Below are 19,108 nucleotides of genomic sequence, written 5' to 3'. Positions count from 1 at the left end.
AAGAAAATTATACAACCCAAGGAATTTAACGATGTTGCTTTAGCCCACTAGAGCAATAGCTTCTTCAGATAAACTTGGTTTTCTTGCCGTAGTTGGCCGGCTGTTACACGGATCCGGCTGGTTATTTGCCCTCTTCCATTTTCTGATCGACAGCTGAACTCATGAGCTTCTTGATTCTCGTCATTAATTCAGCGTAGTCAACGCGCTCATAGTTTCACTGTTCCTCTCCCATTGGTCTCCAGCCCTTCCGCCTCCAATAAGCTAGGGATGGGAAGTGGATGGAAAAACCTGAAAATCTGGAAAACTGAGAAGCTGGAACCATTACGGCGTATTCAGCGCACAACGCCAGCAGGTCATCATCGACGCCCGTTTGTTTATGGATGAAGATGCCGATAATGAAGCCTTCATCGTTGAAGATGTAGACCAACTCCTAGCATTCGTAGTGCTCCTCCAGCGCTTCGAAGGAAAGCGAGAAATCCGGCTCTCCGTAGCGGGTATCGTCGAAGGGATTGCGCAGAATGGGGAAGCCTACTTCCCGCTCTAGGGCTTCCACGCTGTCGCCGGGCTCCACCACGACCATGTAGCCGTGGCGGTCGCAGTCGTAGGGTTCACCTGCGCAGACCTCAGAGAACCTCTGCTGCACCAGGCTGCGTATGGCGGAATCGGGGATGCGGTTGGCTTGGGTGGGATCATTGATGATGAGCATGGTGCACCTCATATAGCTAATGGAAGATAGAAAAGGCAAAACGCCAAGGGCCAATTGATGACCGAGGGCGCTTTGTAGGATGCGACACTTTCAGATTATCGAGCCCATAGCGTCGCCGAAGGCTCTTGTGGTTATTGGGTTAGTTCATTGATTGCATTGGCATATTCGTGGGGTTCAGATATTTTGAGTTAGTACGACCAAAATACAATTTCAATCTGGCTAAGGTAATAAGAAAATCAACATCATCTAATTTCATTTACTGAGGTGGATGATCATGAACTGCAAAACATGCGGTAAAAATCTCGGATTAGGCCCTCGTTATGTTCTCTTAGATGAAACACAAATGTGCCTTTGGCGAGCACCTGACGCGATGCCGGAAGTCAATATCGGGGAAGTTGTCATACTCGGTTATTATAAATCAGTTACCCACATCCTTATCCACGGAAATTGTGGATAAAAGCTTTTTAATATTAGCTAACGTGAGTTCGACATAAGAAAAGCTGTAAAAGGAACCTGAATTCTTTATGATGAAGTGGTTTTGGAAAAGAGTTTCATCACGAGAGCAGTCAGATTCCCATGGATACTGCAACGGTTTTTTGTGCGAGTGACGAATTCTGTAAAGAGTTTGAGCCGCGGTCGAGCAGCCCTTGTCGGAGTCATCGCTAAAACAGCGTCATGACGAGGGGAGCTGTGTCCAAGCGAAGTCATGACCATTATGGTGGGGTTTCATCTATCCGGTTATCGGACGTTTAAGCACTATTACTTGAATGACGTGTTGAGGTATGTGGTAGCGTAATTCTTATGTCGAACTCACGTTAGCTAATAGCTACTATTAAAGGCTCTAAGTATTTTCTGAAATCTTCTGTTAATAGATTTTGCTTTTAACGCAATCTATCTTGTTGTTTTGAAAATCGGGTTTTTAGCTAGTACAATTCATGACAAATAGGAATTACGTACATGCCTAAGCTTTAAGGAGAGAACCTGAACAAGCTACTGTTTTACTTTATATTTGCTGATAAAGATGTCAAATGAACAACGAACAAATTAAACAACTCGAAAAAGAGCTCTGGGATTCAGCAGATAACGGTAGGTGTCAACATACTTTTCGCCTGAATACATTATTTAAGCAACTTTTTCCATCGTTGTTTTTGGTTGCGTATTACCGGGATTAAGCCTTACTATCGACTCGTGTGACCAGTTTCGGGTTTCGCCTGACCAACGTTCCGGATGCCTCTTTTTTGCTTCCTCATAGAGATGTTTTCGCTGTTCAAGAAGAGTCACATCATCACCATGATGGCGCTGTGTTGGTGTCACATATTTTATGCCGCCATGGCGATGACAATGGTTATACCAGTCAACAAAATGCAGCACCCATTGGCGTGCCTCGTCAAGACTTTCAAAAGGTTTGGATGGATAAGCAGGTGTATATTTCAAAGTTTTGAATAATGCCTCTGAATACGGATTATCGTTACTCACCGAAGGGCAGCTGAATGATGGAACAACACCCAGCTTCTGCATTGTTGCCAGCATGGTAGCCCCTTTCATCGGGCTGCCATTATCTGAATGTAATACCACCTTCTGGTGGATGGGTAATACTTCAGTCAACCGGGTTTTTCGCAAAACATCAGCAGCTCGTTCCGATGATTCATTCTCATAGACTTCCCAGCCTACAATTTTACGACTATAGATATCCATGAACAGATACAGGTAAAAAAATACGCCTTTGAGCGTACTGGCCAGATAGGTAATATCCCATGACCACACTTGATTGGGCCTATCTGCCATATAAGCTGTCGGTTTCTTTGTCGTGGTTGGATTGGCTGTACGACCTCGGCGATGCAATTGACCGGCATCACGTAAAATACGATAGAAACTGCTTTCTGACGCCAGATAAATAGCTTTGTCTGCTAGGGCAGGGACAATCTGTTTGGGTGTCTGGCTGCAGAATTCTTTACTGTTACAAACGTCGAGGATATGCTTTCTTTCCTGCTCACTGAGTTTATTGGCAGGCGTTTTCTCGACTATCTGCCGACGATCTTCCAGGCCAATGTGATGCCAGTATTGCAGCGTGCGGCTGCTGATGCCGATCACCTCACAGGCCAATCGTTGCCGTACACCTTGATTCACTGCTTCTGTTATTAATTGTATGGCCATCTGACGATCCTGCGCGCAGATCAATCTTCCTCGCTCACCCCCCAGATGGCTTCGCACTTTTTTGACAGCACCAGCAGCGCGGCTGTTTCTGCCAGTGCTTTTTCTTTGCGTCTGAGTTCGGATTCCAGACGCTTTATCTGCTTCCGCTCTTCCTGACGATAGCGATTCTTTTCTTTCTCAGCCTGGGCATAGCGTTGATACCCTGACAGCGCTACCGTCTTCCATTGATCAATCTGTTCTGGGTATAGTCCCCTACTGCGGCAATACTCACTCAGCTGTGCGCTATTCAAACCAGCTTTTTCTATGACAACCGCCAGCTTATCCTCTGCTGTCCAGTCATCTGCTTTACTGTTATCTCCAGGCACTGCGATTCCCCTGTTCCTGTATTCTTTTCTCCATTTGTACAGCGTAACATCAGATACGCCTGTTTCCTTACATAATTGGGGAACAGATACTGCATTGGGTGGCATCATCTTCTTGATGACTGATTCCTTAAATTCTTTTGAATAACTCTTTTGCATCTTCTCCTCTCGCTTCGCCCTTCAAGTTTTTAGGTTTTAACTGCGGCGAAAGGTATCCTGACACATAGGGATAACCTGCGTGCCAATTCCAAACTAACCGCTGCGGAATATAAAGACCCCGTCTTGGGGCTAATTCTGCTCCGTTATGCACAATGATGTGTCAACATTTTTCTGGACACAATGTTAAGCAGCTTTGTGCTGCAATTCGTAGTCTAGCGGTGATAAATATCCATTGGCTGAATGCAGTCGCTCACGGTTGTAAAACACCTCAATATACTCAAATACAGCTTGTTTAGCTTCATCGCGAGTTTGATAGGGCTGATGATGTATCAGCTCTGTTTTCAGAGTGTGGAAGAAGCTTTCCGATACCGCGTTGACGCTCCTATGTCAAGTAATTGCAGCAGCATCAGATAAATCTGCGAGAATAAGGGGATACAATTCACGAACAATGTAACGCTTCAGGCAGCGTTGAATTTCTTTGTTTGACATCCCTTGAGCAGCGCGTCGTGCCACATAACTTTGGGTTCTTGGTTCGCTGCGCATACGTACCATCGCGATGGTCCATAACGCGTTGTTTGCAGATCGATTGCCTCCTCGATTTAATCGATGGCGGATAGTTTTTCCAGAGGAAGCCTGCAGTGGACTTACTCCACATAACGCAGCCAAGGCCGCTTCATTCCTTAAACGTTCTGGATTATCTCCCGCTACGGCAATAAGTGTCGCTGCCGTTTGCGGCCCGACTCCAAACTGATTTCGAAGGCGCTTCGCTGATTGACTTGTCAAACGATCAAGCGTCACATCGATCTCTTTTAGTTCCGCTGAAAGCATTAGCCAGCGCTTGGCCAGCAAACGAAGTGTTGCAGCTAATGTTTTATGCAAAACACTGCCTTTTGCCTTCCGAAGTCGTGCACAGCCTGCTACGCATTCCTCCGGTTTGGTTTTCCAGAGTCGTTCACGCAGATCATCCGGTGCACTGATTAATAACGATCTGAGTTGATTGATGGTTTGTGTTCTTGCCTTGACTGCACTACGTCTGGCAACCGATAACATACGCAGCGCTTCAGCCACGCCTGACTGTGACTTTGGCGTTGCCGTTGCATTACCGGAAAGTACTGTGCGTGCTGCACTCTCAGCATCAGTCGGATCAGATTTTCCTTGAAGTCGGCGCTTGGCACGATCAGGACGATTGACTTCCCATACTTCAATACCCTGTTCGCGCAATAAACGGGCAAGACCAGCGCCATATGTTCCTGTACCCTCAATGGGTATCAACGCCAAGAATAACTTCATTTTTAACCAGTGTGCCGTCCATATTCATACTCCTTAATCAAGATTAGTGCATTACCAACCCCAGTTACCGGACAGGACACTCACGGTGCAAATTCAAGGCTCCTATTAGGTCACGAGTATTGGGCCCGGCAACGCTCGGGGAATACCTGGACCAGATCGACAGGTCAACGCAAAGGCACTTCGCCAATCCCAGCACGAGTCAGATCAAGTCAGGCATTCCATGACATATTAAACTGAGTATCCCAGCAGTTACCTTTTCGACTCATACTTTGTCGGATGCCATGCTGTTTTAATAACGCCCGGTGGCTATCCGATGCGTATTGACTGCCGCGGTCACTATGCCACAACAAGTCCTTCGCAGATTTTCGTTGCCAAATAGCCATCAGCAGCGCATCATTCACCAGCTTTGTTCGCATATGGTCTGCCATTGACCAACCTACCACTTGTCGTGAATACAGATCAATTACCACGGCTAAATACAACCAGCCTTCCTGAGTATGAATGTAAGTGATGTCCCCCACATACACCTGGTCGGGCTGGTGTACGTTAAATTGCCGATCCAGTTGATTAGGCGAAATGGGCAAATCATGTTTGGAATTTGTAGTGGCTTTAAATTTTTGTTTCGTTTTGCACACCAGATCAGCTTCTCGCATCAACCGTCCTATTTGTCGACGGCTGACGGTTCGATCCCACCTGACTAGCGATTCCCGAATACGTCGGGTGCCATAGGTAGCACGGCTGTTCCTGAAAACATTCCGGATAATTGTCGTTAGCTCAATATCATCCTTTTCCCTGTTAGTTTGGACACGGTGCAGCCAGGCATAATAAGCGCTTCGAGAAACTTCCATAAAACAGCACATCGAGTCGACTGCAAACTCGTTAACATGCTCTTTGATCCATGCGTACTTCATCGTTGCTCCTTGGCAAAGTACGCCGCTGCCTTTTTTAATAAATCACGCTCCTCCGTCAAGCGAGCATTTTCTTTCTTCAGGCGCTTTAACTCTTCATATAAATGATCGTCAGTACGTACTGCTTTGTCCTGATCCAGTGGTTGACTGTATTTGTTAATCCAGGTATGCAGGGTATTTTCGTTTACGCCCAGATCTCTGGCCGTTTGTGCAACAGGTTTACTTGATTCGTTGGCCAGCTTAACTGCTGACGCTCTAAATTCGGCTGTATAAGTTTTGGTTTTTTCTCGCTTCATATTAGGATCACACTCTTTTCAGATTAGTTTAAATTGTGTGTCCGGTTTAGTGTAGCCACATCATCTACAGGCGTCTGTGTATAGGTGTAACCTTCTCGACTGAAATTGCCAATCAATTCCTTCTTTTTGGAATCAATACTGATCACAGGCTCTTCCTTGGCCATATACGCTGCCTTAAGTCTGGCAATGTTTTGAAACTGGGCATCCCGATCAGGATGGGCTCCCAGCGTTTTTTTCTTACGCGTTTTACGCTGTCCTAAACCATGTTTCTTTAATAATTTACGTACCGTGTACCGACTTGCTGATGTGCCCATTTCAGCCAGGCGGCGACTAATTTCGCAACGTGATAGATTGGTCCATAAGACACCTTCGCGCATCGGATCGCCGGCGGTAAATTCCGCAAGTAGCCTGAGGAAATTTTCTTCCAGGGTAGGCTTGTGAACCATTGCATTTTTACGTCCCGCACCTTTTTTTTCTGATCCGGCTCGGCGCAGGATCCTCACTCACTTCCAGTTCTACCAGACCACGTCGCACCGTCTTGGGATCCATATCAAATAACCCAGACACATACTCAATACCGCCGTGCCCTAGCTTGGCCGCTTCAATCCCCGCATACCGCCGCCGATCCTTTTCTGATAGCAGCAGAAACAACCGCTGCATCTTCAGTTCAATGCTTTTATCGTAAACAGCCACAATTTGTCATTCACCAATTATAAATTGGCTTTATTATCCATAATCCTGCATGAACATTCTAATCCAATTTCTGGAAGTTATTTTTGACGACATCCTAAGTAGTCTTCGTCTTTAACAAAACCGTATTGCTCAATGCGATTTTTAATCCAATTAGCAAATTGCTGCTGAGACTCTAAAAATTGATGCAGGTCACGTGCATTGCAGAGTTGGATAGATTGATGCTGAATCGTGCTGGTGAATACCGTTACTAAATCGGTATGTGTCATGATGTGTGCCTCAAGTTCGTTGTACGAACCGCCTGCCACGCTTCCAAACATGGTGGGCGGAAACTGAACAGGTTGGAAGACAAGTGAGGCACTTGCGAGCCTTGCGGCTCCCTGTTCAGCCCGCCCATAAACAAACGGACGCACTGAGGCACAAAAAAAGCCGCACTGCTTGATACGCGCGGCTAATATCCTTCGCCGCCTCATTTAGGCTTCCAAACCTGGCCACGTTTTTTCCGTGGCATGGAAAGGATAAGCCCGTATAACAAGTGATTGTCAAATTCTTAAATATCTCTCTATAATATACCAAAATGGATATATCATTTAAAATATGAACAGAAAACAAATCATCAAGAAACTTGAATCTGAAGGCTGGGAATTCAAACACATCAATGGCAGCCACCAAATCATGGGGAAAAAAGGCAAGTATGTTCCGATTACACTTCATGGCTCTACCGGCCTTGGCAAGAGTTTGGTTGCTAAGATTGAAAAACTGACAGGAGTAAAACTACAATGAATACGTGTTATCCAGCAGTATTTGAACCGCAAGAACCCCTCGGGTTTGTTGTGCAATTCCTCGATATTGAGGAAGCATTTACGCAAGGCGACACATTCGATGAATGTGTGTTTAACGGCGCAGAGGTATTGACTGCACTCCTTCAAATATATCTTGAGGATGGACGTGAGATTCCACGCCCCAGTGAAAATGTAAAAGATGCCTACCACATCGCGCCTGATGCGCGAGTACAGTCCGCTTTGCTGATCCGTTGGGCACGTGGTGACCGTTCGCTTGCCGAAATTGCACGTACCTTGGAAACTTCCTGGCCTTCTGCTCAACGTCTCGAAAATCCCCATCATTGGCCGTCCCTCAAACAGCTTGACAAAGTCGCTTCTGTGCTTGGCAAAAAGCTAGTTTTGTCGTTTGAATAATGTTGGTAAGCGCAGCAAGAGCAATATAACAAGTGATTTTTCCTGTGATGGTTGAACAGTAATTTACAGAAAGCTATTACCAGCAAAGGAAAGACCATGAAAGAGATATACCTAGTTACCGCAGATGCGTTACACGTAAAAGACTCAACTAATGGCGAATATGTTGTCGATGTTAATGCAATCATTTTCATTGCTGCGCAATCTCTGGAAGAGGCTTTGACACTGGCTCGTTCTGCCTTGATAAATTATGGATATCACCTAACAGAGATCCTAGAAGTCTCTGTAACAACTCCTTCCGCTGTTTTGAAGTTGAAAGCACAATTAAGAGCGCAGTACAAGGCTGCGTTGGTCCGAGGTTACGGATTTGAGCTAATAGCTCTGCCGCGTTAAGAGCGGCATCCTGAAAACCGCTCGGATTCATTACGTCTGACCTTCTCGAATACCAAGCATATCTAATATCAACAGAAATCCAAGGCATCACACCAACAATAGCAGCCAAGCTATCATGGAAAGGTGATTCCAACGTCGATAGGATATACCTGTATAACGACGGCTGTATCCCTACTGAAAGCGATGCCAACATGAATGCTTGCCTTGAGCGTCTGAAAATATTAGCCAGCATCACATCATCATAATTAAGTGCCCTTCCATACCAGGCACATGAGTTAATGCCAGCGTATCTTCTGGCAGTTCTTGTCCTGGTATAAATTCATCCAGAATGTTGGATAAGCCCAAGTGTTTTGTCAACTTCTCAGAATTTCTCGTTTTTCCATATCCTTACGGACCGTAAATAATTGCACTCATTTTTTCTCCTTTTTATAAGAAAGTAGCGTTGATTAAATCTGGATAAGCCCGAGTGGTTAGCGGTGCCAAGCTCTTAAATGCCTCCCCATTTAATTGATGAGTTGAGATATATTTCATCTCTTAATTTGCATTTAAGTTGCGATCAAATTTGGTACAATTTCTGAAAAAATTCCTGAATTTCGTACAAAATCATAAGAGGAATCCCATTATGTTTTCTGAACACTCTAAAGAATTCTTGCAGAAAGACCGCCCCATGGTGTCCATTACAAGAAATGTTCCGCTTGATGTAGTGGACTCCCTGAAAAGAATAGCGTCAATTACAGAATTTCCCGAATACCAGGAATTGATAAAGTCATACATTAATGAAGGGTTGCACCGAGACAAATATAGATATTCCGGCATATCAATAGCGCGTTTTATCGAAGCGCTAAAACAAAATGGCGTATCTGCGATCGTAATCCAACAAGCCACGCAGGATTTAATTGAGTCCTGAGTGCCGGGGTAAGTCAGAGAAGCTAGATATGTCATGAGCATGTGTTACCTAATCAATCTAGTTTGATTTCTGGTTCTTCCGCTATTGGGGCAAGAGAATTGATTACTTCAATTAGCTTAGGAACGAGGATTCAATAACTCCAGAGCTTTGAGTTGTAAATTAAGTTGCCGCTGATAGAGTATTTCGGTTATGTTTTGACAATGAAGATAACCACCTATGCCCCGGGAGTCGAAGCGCAAATGCGCAATTTTTATCACAGCTTATCGGAAAAAGACCGCCGCCGCTATGCTGCCGTTGAGGCGGCAAAGCTGGGTCACGGAGGGATCACCTACCTTTGTCAGGTATTACACTGCGATGAAGGCACCGTTAGCCGTGGCCTGAAAGAGTTAAAGATGCCGTTGCTTGAAAAGGAGAAACGTATTCGGCAAGCAGGAGGTGGGCGAAAGTCAGTTGTGGAGACGATGGCAGGGCTGGATGAAGCTTTTTTAGAGATGTTAAAAAATCATACTGCCGGCTCACCAATAGATGAATCCGTAAAGTGGTCAAATTTGAGCCGCAGCGAAATGGCTGAGAAGCTAAAACAGTGCGGATTTAGCGTGAGTGTGACCGTTGTTGATCAATTGCTCGACAAACATCATTTTCGCCGCCGTCAAGCCTTCAAGGTTGAAGCCGGGAAAAAGAACCTGCCGCATCGGGACGAGCAGTTCAAAAATATCGAGCGCCTCAAAGAAGAGTACCGGGTCCAGGGTAATCCGGTGATGAGTATGGACGTTAAAAAAAAGAATTGATCGGTAATTTTTATCGCCCCGGAAAGCTCTATACCACTGAGGTCGTGCGGGTCAATGATCATGATTTTGCATCCTTGGCAGACAGTAAAATTGTGCCTCATGGGCTGTATGACATCCATCGCAAAAGCGGCTATATCGTATTAGGCACGAGCCATGATACCTCTGAATTCGCTTGCACCTGTATCCGGCATGGGTGGTTGAACTATGGTCAACTGGACTATCCAAAGGCGACGAGTATTTTATTGCTCTGCGACTGTGGAGGCAGCAATAATGCACGCCACGCTATCTTTAAAGAGGAGTTACAGAAATTGGCAGATGAATTGGCTATTGAGATTCGTATCGCTCACTATCCCCCGTACACGTCAAAATATAATCCCATAGAGCATCGATTATTTCCTCATATCACCAAAGCTTGTAGTGGAGTTATTTTTACCAGTGTCGAGCGGGTCAAAGCAGTCATGAGTAAAGCAAAAACTTCTCAGGGACTAAAGGTCTTTATCTCAATTATGGATAGGGTATTTGAAACTGGGCGCAAAGTGGCGGATGGCTTTAAAGAAAATATCACCATTGAGTTTGACCCGTTTTTACCGAAATGGAATTAGGTTGCTATTCCATCTGCCAGCATAATTTCTGGGGTTATTAAATCCTGATTCCTTAATTAATTCATCATTGATGCTCTCAGCTTCAGTCAGTAAGTTTTGCAATGCCTCGAAATTGCAGCATTTTCCGATGATATGCGTGTTGTATGGTTTATATTGAGCCCGTTATTTATCAACGCAGACGTTCTAGTCAGGGAATTGTTTCGTTTCGCTATTAGTTCTTGAACTCTTTTCACTGCTACGTGATAACGTCCAATCGCTTCATAATTAGTCATATTATTTTCTCCTTTTTGGTTGGTAAATTAATATCAGGCGTTACCTTCTGGCGGTTTGGATTGCCCTGCTAAAGCCTTGTTGATTTGGATTTCTTCAGCTTCCAATAAGCCTCCAGTTTTTTGCTCTCGAACAATTGATCGACCAGCGTATGACCGCGAGCTGTTAACTGCTCATTCATCTTATGGAGATGCAATTCGTGCATCCAAGATTGCAACTCACGATAAAGACGTTGTGATTCATTGTATGCCTTGATCGATTGATCTTTAATATGCGTCTGTTTTCCAAAAAGCATGGAATATTCGTCGTTTGTCATATCGTTTTCTCCTTTAAGGTTGATAAATTTCCTTGCAAAGCATCTGGAGAAGTTTGTGCGCAAAAAAGAAGGGCTCTCCAATGCTGATAAAATAGAAAGCTCCAACAAGCTATTAACAACAAAGGAGAAGCCATGGGAATCATGAAAGATGCTTGGGATATCATTAAAGATAGAGCTGAATGGAAAGAAATGCAGGCTCTAGTAAAAAAGATCCCTGAGCTAGAACAAAGAATTGCAGCTTTAGAGGCTCGTTCTTCAAACATTAATTCAGAAGATGTGTGCGACCATTGCGGCTCATCTAACCTGAGAAGGACTGGGAGCCGACCTAACCCTACATTTAAATCATTGGGCGTAAAAGACGCGGTCTTCTTATGCGATGATTGCGGGAAAGAATCAGCTTTCATCATAGAACCTTCTAAATAATTTCTTTATTCTTTTTCAGTTCACGCTCTTCCTCGCGTTTTCTCTCCCACTTGCAAAATGCGAGGATTTGCTTGACGAAGATCATCCCCAAGAGACCTCCCCAAGCAATAACAAAAAATCTAAGAAAACACATAGTTATTCCTCTTGCTTTGTTATTCCTGCCATTGCATCAGCAACTTCAGCACGCAAATGATCCAGATCCACATCGTTATGAATGACCCAATCGATATGCTTATCATCAATACTACGCTCACTTTCATGCTCGGTATTGACTGCAAATAGGTTATTCTTGCGCTCGATATGCCAGATCACCCCGCCATTGCGCTTGATCATCTGTGCTTCACATTGTCGAAGCGCACATCAGATAAAACCAATCGCAGATAATGGCCAATCAAATTCTCAACTCTCTTCACCCAGATATCCGGATGGATCAATTTTCTGCCCTATTCAACACCAAACGACTGCATCACATCCCTAGGTGATTTGCCAAGCAGATCATCATGACGTGGTCAAGTAAAATCGGACACCTCAGTTAAGCTGCTTTTATCGATTCTGCTGCTTCTGCTTCATATTGATTCGGACTTTTGTAATCCAGGTATGAATGCAGTCTTTGGTTGTTATAAAACACGGCGATATACTGCAAAATATCCTGCTGTGCTGCATGGCGGGTTTGGTAATGCCGCCATTGGCAGCGTTCCTGCTTGAGGCTGCCAAAGAAACTTTCCGCAACCGCATTATCCCAACAATTTCCCAGACGACTCATGCTGCCAATAAAACCGTATGCTTTCAGTAGATTGCGGTATGCTTTACTAGCATACTGCGACCCACGATCCGAATGCACGATCAGGCCAGGCGGTGGCCGGCGTAGCCAGATCGCCATTCGTAATGCATCACAAACCAGTGTTGCTTTCATCCGTGAGCTCATACTCCAGCCCACCACCTTTCGGGAGAACAAATCGATAACAATCGCCAGATACAGCCAGCCTTCCTGAGTCCAAATGCAGGTAATGTCGCAAACATAGACTTGATCCGGTCTGGCAACCGTAAATTGCCGATTCAATTGGTTCTCAAACACTGGCAACGGGTGATTGCTGTCCGTCGTCACCTTGTATTTCTTCCGGTGTTTCACTTGTATCCCGGCTTCTTGCATTAGTCTTCTCGCCTTCCAGCGACCAACCCGATAGCCCAAGGCACTTAGCGCTCGCTTCATCCTGCGACTGCCATAGGTATAATCGCATGATTTTGCAATATTCTGCACAGCATTAAGTAGTTGCCTGTGGTGTAGATCATCCGGGCAATTGCAGCAGCGTTGTTCATAGTCATGAGTCAAGCACTGCGACTGACACCCAATAGCCGGCACATGAGGCCGACCGGGTAGGTCTTTTTCTTTTGGGTGATGAACGAATACTTCACTTCGTTTCTTTCGCGAAAAAGACCGCCGCCTCCTTTAGTATTTGCCGCTCAAGCTTTAATTGCTTGTTTTCTAGTTTAAGCCGCCGGATTTCTTCCTGCTCCGGTGTCAGTTTCCCATTACCGCGGAATGCCTGACCATTAGTATCCGCCTGGCTTTCCCTGATCCATCGCCCAAGCATGTTAGCCCTGATTTCCAGGTTTCTGGCAGCTTCTGCTATCGTTAATCCCTGATCCAGTACCAAGCTGATTGCATCCAGCTTGAATTCCTTTGTATAGTGTTTCCTAGGTTCCATTTCATCCTCCAATTAAGACTATTTTCTCTTAACTGGAGTGTCCGAGTCTATTAGACCATATCATCATGCGGTTTTTCCTTCAGATCGCGGTCATTGAAGATATCTATGTCCACCTCGAATATATAAGCCAGGCAGCACACCATATCTTCTTTAAATGTGGTTTCAGAAAACCATATAAATCCCTCAAATCCTGAGCCACCGTGCTTTTACCTGCACCAACCGCCCTACTTAACCCAATCAATTAAATTTTTTCCATCTCACACCTGCATAAATATTTAGCTTCTTCACGAAGAACGCAGTAGATGCTATTTGCATCTAAAAAATGACAACTCACAAAAATTTGACGAATAATTTGATAAACTGATTCTGGCAATCTGCATTAAATTGTCGTTCCACCTCAATCGAGTTGAAAATGGCAATTTTGGTAATGACCGAACGATGGACGCCAGGCTTTTCAAGCTGCGCTACTTCTTTGGTAGCGAAATTCGTAAGTAACGGTAGGTGTCAACATACTTTTCGCTTGAATACATTATTTAAGCAACCTTTTCCATCGTGGTTTTTGGTTGCGTATTACCGGGATTAAGCCTGACTGTTGATTCGTGTGACCAGTTTCGGGTTTCGCCTGACCAACGTTCCGGATGCTTCTTTTTCGCTTCCTCATAGAGACGTTTTCGCTGTTCAAGAAGAGTCACATCATCACCATGATGGCGCTGTGTTGGTGTCACATATTTTATGCCGCCATGGCGATGACAGTGGTTATACCAGTCAACAAAATGCAGCACCCATTGGCGTGCCTCGTCAAGACTTTCAAAAGGTTTGGATGGATAAGCAGGTGTATATTTCAAAGTTTTGAATAATGCCTCTGAATACGGATTATCGTTACTCACCGAAGGGCGGCTGAATGATGGAACAACACCCAGCTTCTGCATTGTTGCCAGCATGGTGGCCCCTTTCATCGGGCTGCCATTATCTGAATGTAATACCACCTTCTGGTGGATGGGTAATACTTCAGTCAACCGGGTTTTTCGCAAAACATCAGCAGCTCGTTCCGATGATTCATTCTCATAGACTTCCCAGCCTACAATTTTACGACTATAGATATCCATGAACAGATACAGGTAAAAGAATACGCCTTTGAGCGTACTGGCCAGATAGGTAATGTCCCATGACCACACCTGATTGGGTCCATCTGCCATATAGGTTGTCGGTTTCTTTGTCGTGTCTGGATTGGCCGTACGGCCTCGGCGATGCAATTGGCCAGCATTACGTAAAATGCGGTAGAAACTGCTTTCTGACGCCAGATAAATAGCTTTGTCTGCTAGGGCAGGGACAATCTGTTTAGGTGTCTGGCTGCAGAATTCTTTACTGTTACAAACGTCGAGGATATGCTTTCTTTCCTGCTCACTGAGTTTATTGGCAGGCGTTTTCTCGACTATCTGCCGACGATCTTCCAGGCCAATGTGATGCCAGTATTGCAGCGTGCGGCTGCTGATGCCGATCACCTCACAGGCCAATCGTTGCCGTACACCTTGATTCACTGCTTCTGTTATTAATTGTATGGCCATCTGACGATCCTGCGCGCAGATCAATCTTCCTCGCTCACCCCCCAGATGGCTTCGCACTTTTTTGACAGCACCAGCAGCGCGGCTGTTTCTGCCAGTGCTTTTTCTTTGCGTCTGAGTTCAGCTTCCAGACGCTTTATCTGCTTCCGCTCTTCCTGACGATAGCGATTCTTTTCTTTCTCAGCCTGGGCATGGCGTTGATACCCTGACAGTGCTGCCGTTTTCCATTGATCAATCTGTTCTGAGTACAAGCCCCTTTACTGCAGCAATATTCACTCAGTTGTGCGCTATTCAAACCAGCTGTTTCTATGACAACCGCCAGCTTATCTTCTGCTGTCCAGTCATCTGCTTTACTGTTATCTCCCGGCACTGCGATCCCCCTATTCCTGTATTCTTTTCTCCATTTATACAGCGTAACATCAGATACGCCTGTTTCTTTACACAATTGGGGAACAGATACCGCATTGGGTGGCATCATCTTCTTGATGACTGATTCCTTAAATTCTTTTGAATAACTCTTTTGCTTCATGTCCTCTCACTTCGCCCTTCAAGTTTTTAGGTTTCAACTGCGGTGAAAGGTATCCTGACACATAGGGAGGCTACTGGAAATGAATCGATCAGCCAAACTTGCCCGGGATTTATGGTTTCCTGTTTTTGCTGAATCAGTGCTAATAAAGGTGCAAACATATCGGCTACCCGATTCAAGCGCTGAACATAAGCCACATAATCTGGAAGTCGTGGAAACCAATCGCATCAATGGCGATCTGCGTACTTATAAATACTTTTGATCGCTCTATGCTTGTCGACCACACCGAACAGGTAGAGAGTAATGACTTCTTCGTCGCTGAAGCTTAAATCCGCGTGATTACTCATTCTCTGACTATAAATCCAAAGATTTTGCTGATAATGCTTGCAAACATAGAGATAAATGGTTATTAATCGGTTTTGCCAGTTCATTGATTACTTTGATTGATTGAGGTTGGGTGATGTCTTCCTCAATAGTTTAACGTTATTGATGGACTGGCTTCTATTTCAGCTCTTAATTCGCATTACAATGATGAGGTATCGATCCCGGTGGCTTTCGAAATGATTCGCAAGCCGTTGCAATATTGCAGCGTCAAAGCGCACCAGTGATGTCAACAAGAACGAGTTGTTGCGGGGGACATGCTCAAGACATGCGTAAACAACCCACTTAAATTTCGTTACGTGCTGTTCGATATCTGGTTCGCAGCGACAGAGAACTTTGAGGCGGTACTGCGTTCAGGTAAGCATTTCGTGGCGGCGTTGAAGGATAACCGGCAGGTAGCACTGACGCTGGAAGACAAACAACAAGGCCATTTCGTCAAGGTAAGCGAACTGGCGTTATCGGATCGGCAGGCAGTGCGCTGCTGGCTGAAAGGCTTCGATCAGGAAGTGCTTTTGGTACGGCGGGTCTTTACCAACAAGGACGGCAGCACAGGCACGTTGAATCTGGTTTAGAGTAGCTTTTTCTGCGAAGGTGGACAAATAGCGGCGATCTACCAAAAACGGTGGAAAGTCGAAGTGTTTCACAAGTCGTTGAAATCCAATGCGGCGCTAGCAAAGCCGCCGACCCGGACGGGGTAACCACGCAATGTAACCACGTGTTCATGTCCATTTACGCCGTATTTAAGCTGGAATGTTTGAAGATCAAGCATAAGGCCAACCATTTCGCCCTGCGGGCGAAGCTATCTATTAAGGCAACCCAACAGGCTTATGCGGAGTTGCAAAAGTTAAAGGCTGCGTAACATCAGTTCATAAGTGAAATAATAGAAGCAACTTATGAAAGGAAGTATGGTGATGGCACGAGCGGCAAGTGGTAAAGAAGTTTTGGAACAAGCAAGGGCATTACTGATTAATGCCCGAACAATAGAAGAATTAAAGCAAGCACAGGCTGTACTGCTACCTTTGGAACTTGGCTTATCAATGGAGCAGACAGCTACCGCAACAGGTGTTTCAATAGGCTAGGCGTGCCAGCTTCGAAGACGTTTCATCCGCAATGGCGGCATATACGACACAACCAAGCCTACCCGTGGTGGGCGACGGCGCGAGAATCTTTCCCGTGAAGAAGAAGTTACCTTTCTGACGCCTTTTATCGAAAAAGCAGCGGCTGGAGGTGTTCTGATTGTAAGCGAAATCAAGCAGGCATTAGATGCACGCTTAAAACACAAGACATCGCCCGCAGCCACCTACTACTACCTGCTGCACCGTCATGGTTGGCGCAAATTAACCCCTGACAAGCGCCATCCCGAAGCTGACGCACTCGCTCAGGACGAGTGGAAGAAAACTGCGTGCTACTCTCATCGAAATCGACCAGGAGTGGCAAGCAGAAGGGATACTTCGTCTGATGTTTCAGGATGAAGCTCGCTTCGGGCATGTTTCCGATACACGCCGAGGTTGGTGTCCCAAACCTATACGACCACTATGCCAGGCAATGATCACCCGGGAATATGTCTATGCTTATGCTGCTGTCTCTATCGCTGATGGTGAACTGGATACGCTTATCCTGCCCCAGGTTAATAGCTACTGCAGGCAGCTATTTCTGGATGAAGTAGCGTCACGTCATCCCAATGACCGGATTATCCTGGCGCTGGATGGGGCAGGATGGCATCGTAGTCACACCCTAAGCTGCCACATAATCTGCGTTTACTTATGTTGCCACCCTACTCACCGGAACTCAACCCTGTTGAGAATCTTTGGGATGGGCTACGAGAGGAATCATTCCATAATCGTATGTTTGATAGCCTGGACGCGCTTGAAAATCACCTGGAAGCAGCAATGCGCGACATGGAAAAAGATCGTGAATGTGTCCAATCTATCGTCGCATGGCCTTGGATTATAAATTCACTTATGAAATAGAAATAGAATAACTCCACCGTAGATCAGGGCAATCGCGCTTAAAAGTGCTTGAAAATAGAATTTAGATAAGGTAATAACACTATCATTTTGATTTTAGATGATAGCAAAGCCAACACCTTCAATTATCCATCACTTTTCGAGCATTCAAGATCCTCGAGTAAACAGACAAAAGAAACATCAGCTACCAGATATTTTCTTTATCAGTATCTGCGCTACGATTTGTGGTGCAGATGTGGGTTGCCATTGAACAATTTGGCTTGGCAAAAGAGGCGTGGTTCACCGAATTGCTGGGTTTAAAGCATGGCATCCCTTCGCATGATACCTTCGGAGAAGTTTACGCCGCCATTGATACCGAGCAGTTCAGCGTTTGTTTTTCCCGCTGGGTTGCTGACCTGGCCAGCCTCACCGAAGGCGAAGTGATTGCGATAGATGGCAAGTGTTTAAGACGTAGCCTTGACCAGGCTTCAAAAAAAGCCGCCATCCACATGGTCAGCGCTTGGGCTCAGCACAACAATCTGGTATTAGGCCAGGTTAAAGTCGATGACAAATCAAATGAAATCACTGCCATTCCCAAATTGCTTTCAAGGCTTGATATCGCAGGGGCAGTGATTACGATCGACGCCATGGGCTGCCAGAAGAAAATTGCCGAACAGATTAAACAGCAAGGCGGTGACTATGTGTTTAGCCTGAAAGGCAATCAGGGTACCCTACACGACGATGTGAAAACATTTTTCACGTCATCTTTATCGCCGAAAGTAACCTTGGTTAGCTATGAAGGTGAGCATGGTCGAATTGAAACCCGCTCAATTCGAGCAACAGCCGATATAGCCTGGCTCCAGGAACGGCATGACTGGAAAAGCTTACGAAGCATTATTGCCATTACCGCCACAAGAGAAACCGATAACAAAGTGACCGAGGAAATACGCTATTTCATCAGTAGCCTTGATGCGAATGATCCGGAGCGATTAGAGCGTGTGGTGCGGGCGCATTGGGCGATAGAGAACAATTTGCACTGGGTGCTTGATATCGCCTTTGATAAAGACAGCAATCGGACTCGCAAGGGGCATAGTGCTGCGAATCTGGCTGTGATCCGGCATATCGCCCTGAATCTGATCAAGGCCGAAAAAACATCCAAGGTTGGCATCAAGACCAAGCGTTTAAAAGCCGGATGGGATAATGAATATTTACTCCGAGTTATTGGGATAATTTAAGCGCGATTGCCCTGCACCGTAGATACAAATAAATACGCACCCAAAAACTTACACCTGTAAAAACTTACACCTGTAAAATTCCTTGCTTTTCCCATAAATCTCCGTGCAACCGATATTGCGCTTTTCTCTTTGATATATCCCAATGTGGGACGCCGAGTATTTCGACGGAATACTAATGCACATGCGGACATGATCAGGCATCAAATGTCCTTTCACTATTTGTCATTCTTTCTGAAAAGAAAAACCGCGTATCTGCAAGGATAGCGCGGCCGTTATAGGATTCCTTGATTTCTGG

Annotated in this window: 19 protein-coding genes and 8 pseudogenes; 13 read left to right on the top strand and 14 right to left on the bottom strand. The window is 45.3% G+C overall.

Annotation, left to right across the window (positions count from 1 at the left end):
- Positions 1-430: 430 nt before the first annotated feature.
- Positions 431-706: a hypothetical protein gene (locus tag AAW31_RS10790; protein ID WP_046850228.1), complete on the bottom strand. Its 276-nt coding sequence runs from the start codon at positions 704-706 to the stop codon at positions 431-433.
- A gap of 274 nt (positions 707-980) precedes the next feature.
- On the opposite strand from AAW31_RS10790, the gene AAW31_RS20740 reads away from it, so the two are divergent.
- Both AAW31_RS20740 and AAW31_RS23900 read left to right on the top strand, forming a co-directional pair.
- Positions 981-1,163: a hypothetical protein gene (locus AAW31_RS20740; RefSeq protein ID WP_144412928.1), complete on the top strand. Its 183-nt coding sequence runs from the start codon at positions 981-983 to the stop codon at positions 1,161-1,163.
- A 119-nt stretch (positions 1,164-1,282) separates the two neighbouring features.
- Positions 1,283-1,490, top strand: a pseudogene (locus AAW31_RS23900) (IS982 family transposase); the annotation flags it as partial.
- 338 nt (positions 1,491-1,828) lie between these two features.
- Here AAW31_RS23900 and AAW31_RS10785 read toward each other — a convergent pair.
- The 7 genes and pseudogenes from AAW31_RS10785 to AAW31_RS22160 form a co-directional block, all read right to left on the bottom strand.
- Positions 1,829-3,381 (bottom strand): IS3 family transposase gene (locus AAW31_RS10785; protein WP_144412927.1). Its coding sequence is split into 2 segments (ribosomal slippage): positions 1,829-2,925 and positions 2,925-3,381, totalling 1,554 coding nucleotides; the frame shifts between segments, so codons are not numbered across the junction.
- A gap of 183 nt (positions 3,382-3,564) precedes the next feature.
- Positions 3,565-3,756, bottom strand: a pseudogene (locus tag AAW31_RS19950) (IS3 family transposase); the annotation flags it as partial.
- 12 nt (positions 3,757-3,768) lie between these two features.
- A complete protein-coding gene (locus AAW31_RS10775; protein ID WP_200899612.1) occupies positions 3,769-4,659 on the bottom strand; it encodes an IS110 family RNA-guided transposase in 891 nt (296 codons plus the stop codon).
- A gap of 230 nt (positions 4,660-4,889) precedes the next feature.
- Positions 4,890-5,875: pseudogene (locus AAW31_RS10770) on the bottom strand (IS3 family transposase); the annotation flags it as partial.
- 23 nt (positions 5,876-5,898) lie between these two features.
- Positions 5,899-6,321 (bottom strand): ISAzo13-like element transposase-related protein, encoded by a 423-nt coding sequence (locus AAW31_RS22170; RefSeq protein ID WP_052752205.1) that lies wholly within the window; start codon positions 6,319-6,321, stop codon positions 5,899-5,901.
- Between the two features lie 7 nt (positions 6,322-6,328).
- A complete protein-coding gene (locus tag AAW31_RS22165; protein ID WP_046851391.1) occupies positions 6,329-6,535 on the bottom strand; it encodes a hypothetical protein in 207 nt (68 codons plus the stop codon).
- A gap of 110 nt (positions 6,536-6,645) precedes the next feature.
- The gene (locus AAW31_RS22160) at positions 6,646-7,038 is read right to left on the bottom strand and encodes an antA/AntB antirepressor family protein (protein ID WP_046850225.1); all 393 of its coding nucleotides are present in this window, start codon (positions 7,036-7,038) and stop codon (positions 6,646-6,648) included.
- A gap of 124 nt (positions 7,039-7,162) precedes the next feature.
- Between AAW31_RS22160 and AAW31_RS10745 the strand changes: the two genes are divergently transcribed.
- The 3 genes from AAW31_RS10745 to AAW31_RS10735 all read left to right on the top strand — a co-directional run bounded on the left by AAW31_RS10745 (position 7,163) and on the right by AAW31_RS10735 (position 8,151).
- Positions 7,163-7,348, top strand: a complete 186-nt coding sequence (locus AAW31_RS10745; protein WP_046850224.1) for a type II toxin-antitoxin system HicA family toxin — start codon at positions 7,163-7,165, stop codon at positions 7,346-7,348.
- Positions 7,345-7,761, top strand: a complete 417-nt coding sequence (locus AAW31_RS10740) for a type II toxin-antitoxin system HicB family antitoxin (protein WP_046850223.1) — start codon at positions 7,345-7,347, stop codon at positions 7,759-7,761. The genes AAW31_RS10745 and AAW31_RS10740 overlap by 4 nt, the downstream gene beginning before the upstream one ends.
- A gap of 96 nt (positions 7,762-7,857) precedes the next feature.
- The gene (locus AAW31_RS10735; RefSeq protein WP_046850222.1) at positions 7,858-8,151 is read left to right on the top strand and encodes a hypothetical protein; all 294 of its coding nucleotides are present in this window, start codon (positions 7,858-7,860) and stop codon (positions 8,149-8,151) included.
- Between the two features lie 231 nt (positions 8,152-8,382).
- Here AAW31_RS10735 and AAW31_RS23145 read toward each other — a convergent pair whose 3' ends face one another.
- Entirely contained in the window at positions 8,383-8,508 is a 126-nt protein-coding gene (locus AAW31_RS23145) for a hypothetical protein (protein WP_258920390.1), read from the bottom strand.
- 265 nt (positions 8,509-8,773) lie between these two features.
- On the opposite strand from AAW31_RS23145, the gene AAW31_RS10730 reads away from it, so the two are divergent.
- Together AAW31_RS10730 and AAW31_RS23645 are read left to right on the top strand one after the other, a co-directional pair.
- Positions 8,774-9,058 carry a hypothetical protein gene (locus AAW31_RS10730; RefSeq protein ID WP_046850221.1) on the top strand — a complete coding sequence of 95 codons (285 nt, stop codon included), beginning with the start codon at positions 8,774-8,776 and terminating at the stop codon, positions 9,056-9,058.
- 200 nt (positions 9,059-9,258) lie between these two features.
- Positions 9,259-10,448, top strand: a pseudogene (locus AAW31_RS23645) (ISAzo13 family transposase).
- Between the two features lie 340 nt (positions 10,449-10,788).
- On the opposite strand, the gene AAW31_RS10720 reads toward AAW31_RS23645, so the two are convergent.
- Positions 10,789-11,034: a hypothetical protein gene (locus AAW31_RS10720; protein ID WP_046850220.1), complete on the bottom strand. Its 246-nt coding sequence runs from the start codon at positions 11,032-11,034 to the stop codon at positions 10,789-10,791.
- Positions 11,035-11,166: 132 nt separating this feature from the next.
- Between AAW31_RS10720 and AAW31_RS10715 the strand changes: the two genes are divergently transcribed.
- A complete protein-coding gene (locus AAW31_RS10715) occupies positions 11,167-11,457 on the top strand; it encodes a hypothetical protein (protein ID WP_046850219.1) in 291 nt (96 codons plus the stop codon).
- 135 nt (positions 11,458-11,592) lie between these two features.
- On the opposite strand, the gene AAW31_RS10710 is transcribed toward AAW31_RS10715, so the two are convergent.
- From AAW31_RS10710 to AAW31_RS22145, 4 genes and pseudogenes are all read right to left on the bottom strand, one after another.
- Positions 11,593-11,790 carry a hypothetical protein gene (locus AAW31_RS10710; protein WP_046850218.1) on the bottom strand — a complete coding sequence of 66 codons (198 nt, stop codon included), beginning with the start codon at positions 11,788-11,790 and terminating at the stop codon, positions 11,593-11,595.
- A gap of 199 nt (positions 11,791-11,989) precedes the next feature.
- Positions 11,990-13,163: pseudogene (locus tag AAW31_RS10705) on the bottom strand (IS3 family transposase).
- A gap of 533 nt (positions 13,164-13,696) precedes the next feature.
- Positions 13,697-15,254: pseudogene (locus tag AAW31_RS10695) on the bottom strand (IS3 family transposase).
- Positions 15,255-15,478: 224 nt separating this feature from the next.
- Positions 15,479-15,682 (bottom strand): hypothetical protein, encoded by a 204-nt coding sequence (locus tag AAW31_RS22145; RefSeq protein ID WP_200899609.1) that lies wholly within the window; start codon positions 15,680-15,682, stop codon positions 15,479-15,481.
- Between the two features lie 207 nt (positions 15,683-15,889).
- On the opposite strand from AAW31_RS22145, the gene AAW31_RS19000 reads away from it, so the two are divergent.
- The 5 genes and pseudogenes from AAW31_RS19000 to AAW31_RS10670 all read left to right on the top strand — a co-directional run bounded on the left by AAW31_RS19000 (position 15,890) and on the right by AAW31_RS10670 (position 18,813).
- On the top strand, positions 15,890-16,204 hold the full coding sequence (locus AAW31_RS19000) for a hypothetical protein (protein WP_052752204.1): 315 nt from the start codon (positions 15,890-15,892) through the stop codon (positions 16,202-16,204).
- A gap of 321 nt (positions 16,205-16,525) precedes the next feature.
- Positions 16,526-16,711 carry a hypothetical protein gene (locus AAW31_RS20730; protein WP_144412926.1) on the top strand — a complete coding sequence of 62 codons (186 nt, stop codon included), beginning with the start codon at positions 16,526-16,528 and terminating at the stop codon, positions 16,709-16,711.
- Positions 16,712-16,735: 24 nt separating this feature from the next.
- Complete coding sequence (locus AAW31_RS23640; protein ID WP_082110564.1) at positions 16,736-17,104, top strand: helix-turn-helix domain-containing protein; 369 nt, start codon at positions 16,736-16,738, stop codon at positions 17,102-17,104.
- Positions 17,091-17,602 (top strand): annotated as a pseudogene (locus AAW31_RS22140) (IS630 family transposase). The gene AAW31_RS23640 and the pseudogene AAW31_RS22140 overlap by 14 nt, the downstream one beginning before the upstream one ends.
- Positions 17,603-17,699: 97 nt before the next feature.
- A pseudogene (locus AAW31_RS10670) lies at positions 17,700-18,813 on the top strand (ISAs1 family transposase).
- Positions 18,814-19,108: the final 295 nt, after the last annotated feature.

Origin of the sequence: Nitrosomonas communis, from assembly GCF_001007935.1 — a bacterium.
GTDB lineage: Bacteria > Pseudomonadota > Gammaproteobacteria > Burkholderiales > Nitrosomonadaceae > Nitrosomonas > Nitrosomonas communis.
The sequence above is the reverse complement of the archived record's forward strand: the minus strand, read 5'-3'. Positions and strand labels throughout refer to the sequence as shown.

Coding starts and splice junctions, on each gene's coding strand:
- AAW31_RS10710 (WP_046850218.1), bottom strand. CDS start 11,790: ATGATCAAGCGCAATGGCGGGGTGATCTGGCATATCGAGCGCAAGAAT.
- AAW31_RS10720 (WP_046850220.1), bottom strand. CDS start 11,034: ATGACAAACGACGAATATTCCATGCTTTTTGGAAAACAGACGCATATT.
- AAW31_RS19000 (WP_052752204.1), top strand. CDS start 15,890: ATGCTCAAGACATGCGTAAACAACCCACTTAAATTTCGTTACGTGCTG.
- AAW31_RS22160 (WP_046850225.1), bottom strand. CDS start 7,038: ATGAGGCGGCGAAGGATATTAGCCGCGCGTATCAAGCAGTGCGGCTTT.
- AAW31_RS10715 (WP_046850219.1), top strand. CDS start 11,167: ATGGGAATCATGAAAGATGCTTGGGATATCATTAAAGATAGAGCTGAA.
- AAW31_RS10735 (WP_046850222.1), top strand. CDS start 7,858: ATGAAAGAGATATACCTAGTTACCGCAGATGCGTTACACGTAAAAGAC.
- AAW31_RS20730 (WP_144412926.1), top strand. CDS start 16,526: ATGAAAGGAAGTATGGTGATGGCACGAGCGGCAAGTGGTAAAGAAGTT.
- AAW31_RS10790 (WP_046850228.1), bottom strand. CDS start 706: ATGCTCATCATCAATGATCCCACCCAAGCCAACCGCATCCCCGATTCC.
- AAW31_RS22170 (WP_052752205.1), bottom strand. CDS start 6,321: ATGGTTCACAAGCCTACCCTGGAAGAAAATTTCCTCAGGCTACTTGCG.
- AAW31_RS10740 (WP_046850223.1), top strand. CDS start 7,345: ATGAATACGTGTTATCCAGCAGTATTTGAACCGCAAGAACCCCTCGGG.
- AAW31_RS10730 (WP_046850221.1), top strand. CDS start 8,774: ATGTTTTCTGAACACTCTAAAGAATTCTTGCAGAAAGACCGCCCCATG.
- AAW31_RS20740 (WP_144412928.1), top strand. CDS start 981: ATGAACTGCAAAACATGCGGTAAAAATCTCGGATTAGGCCCTCGTTAT.
- AAW31_RS22145 (WP_200899609.1), bottom strand. CDS start 15,682: ATGAACTGGCAAAACCGATTAATAACCATTTATCTCTATGTTTGCAAG.
- AAW31_RS10745 (WP_046850224.1), top strand. CDS start 7,163: ATGAACAGAAAACAAATCATCAAGAAACTTGAATCTGAAGGCTGGGAA.
- AAW31_RS22165 (WP_046851391.1), bottom strand. CDS start 6,535: ATGCAGCGGTTGTTTCTGCTGCTATCAGAAAAGGATCGGCGGCGGTAT.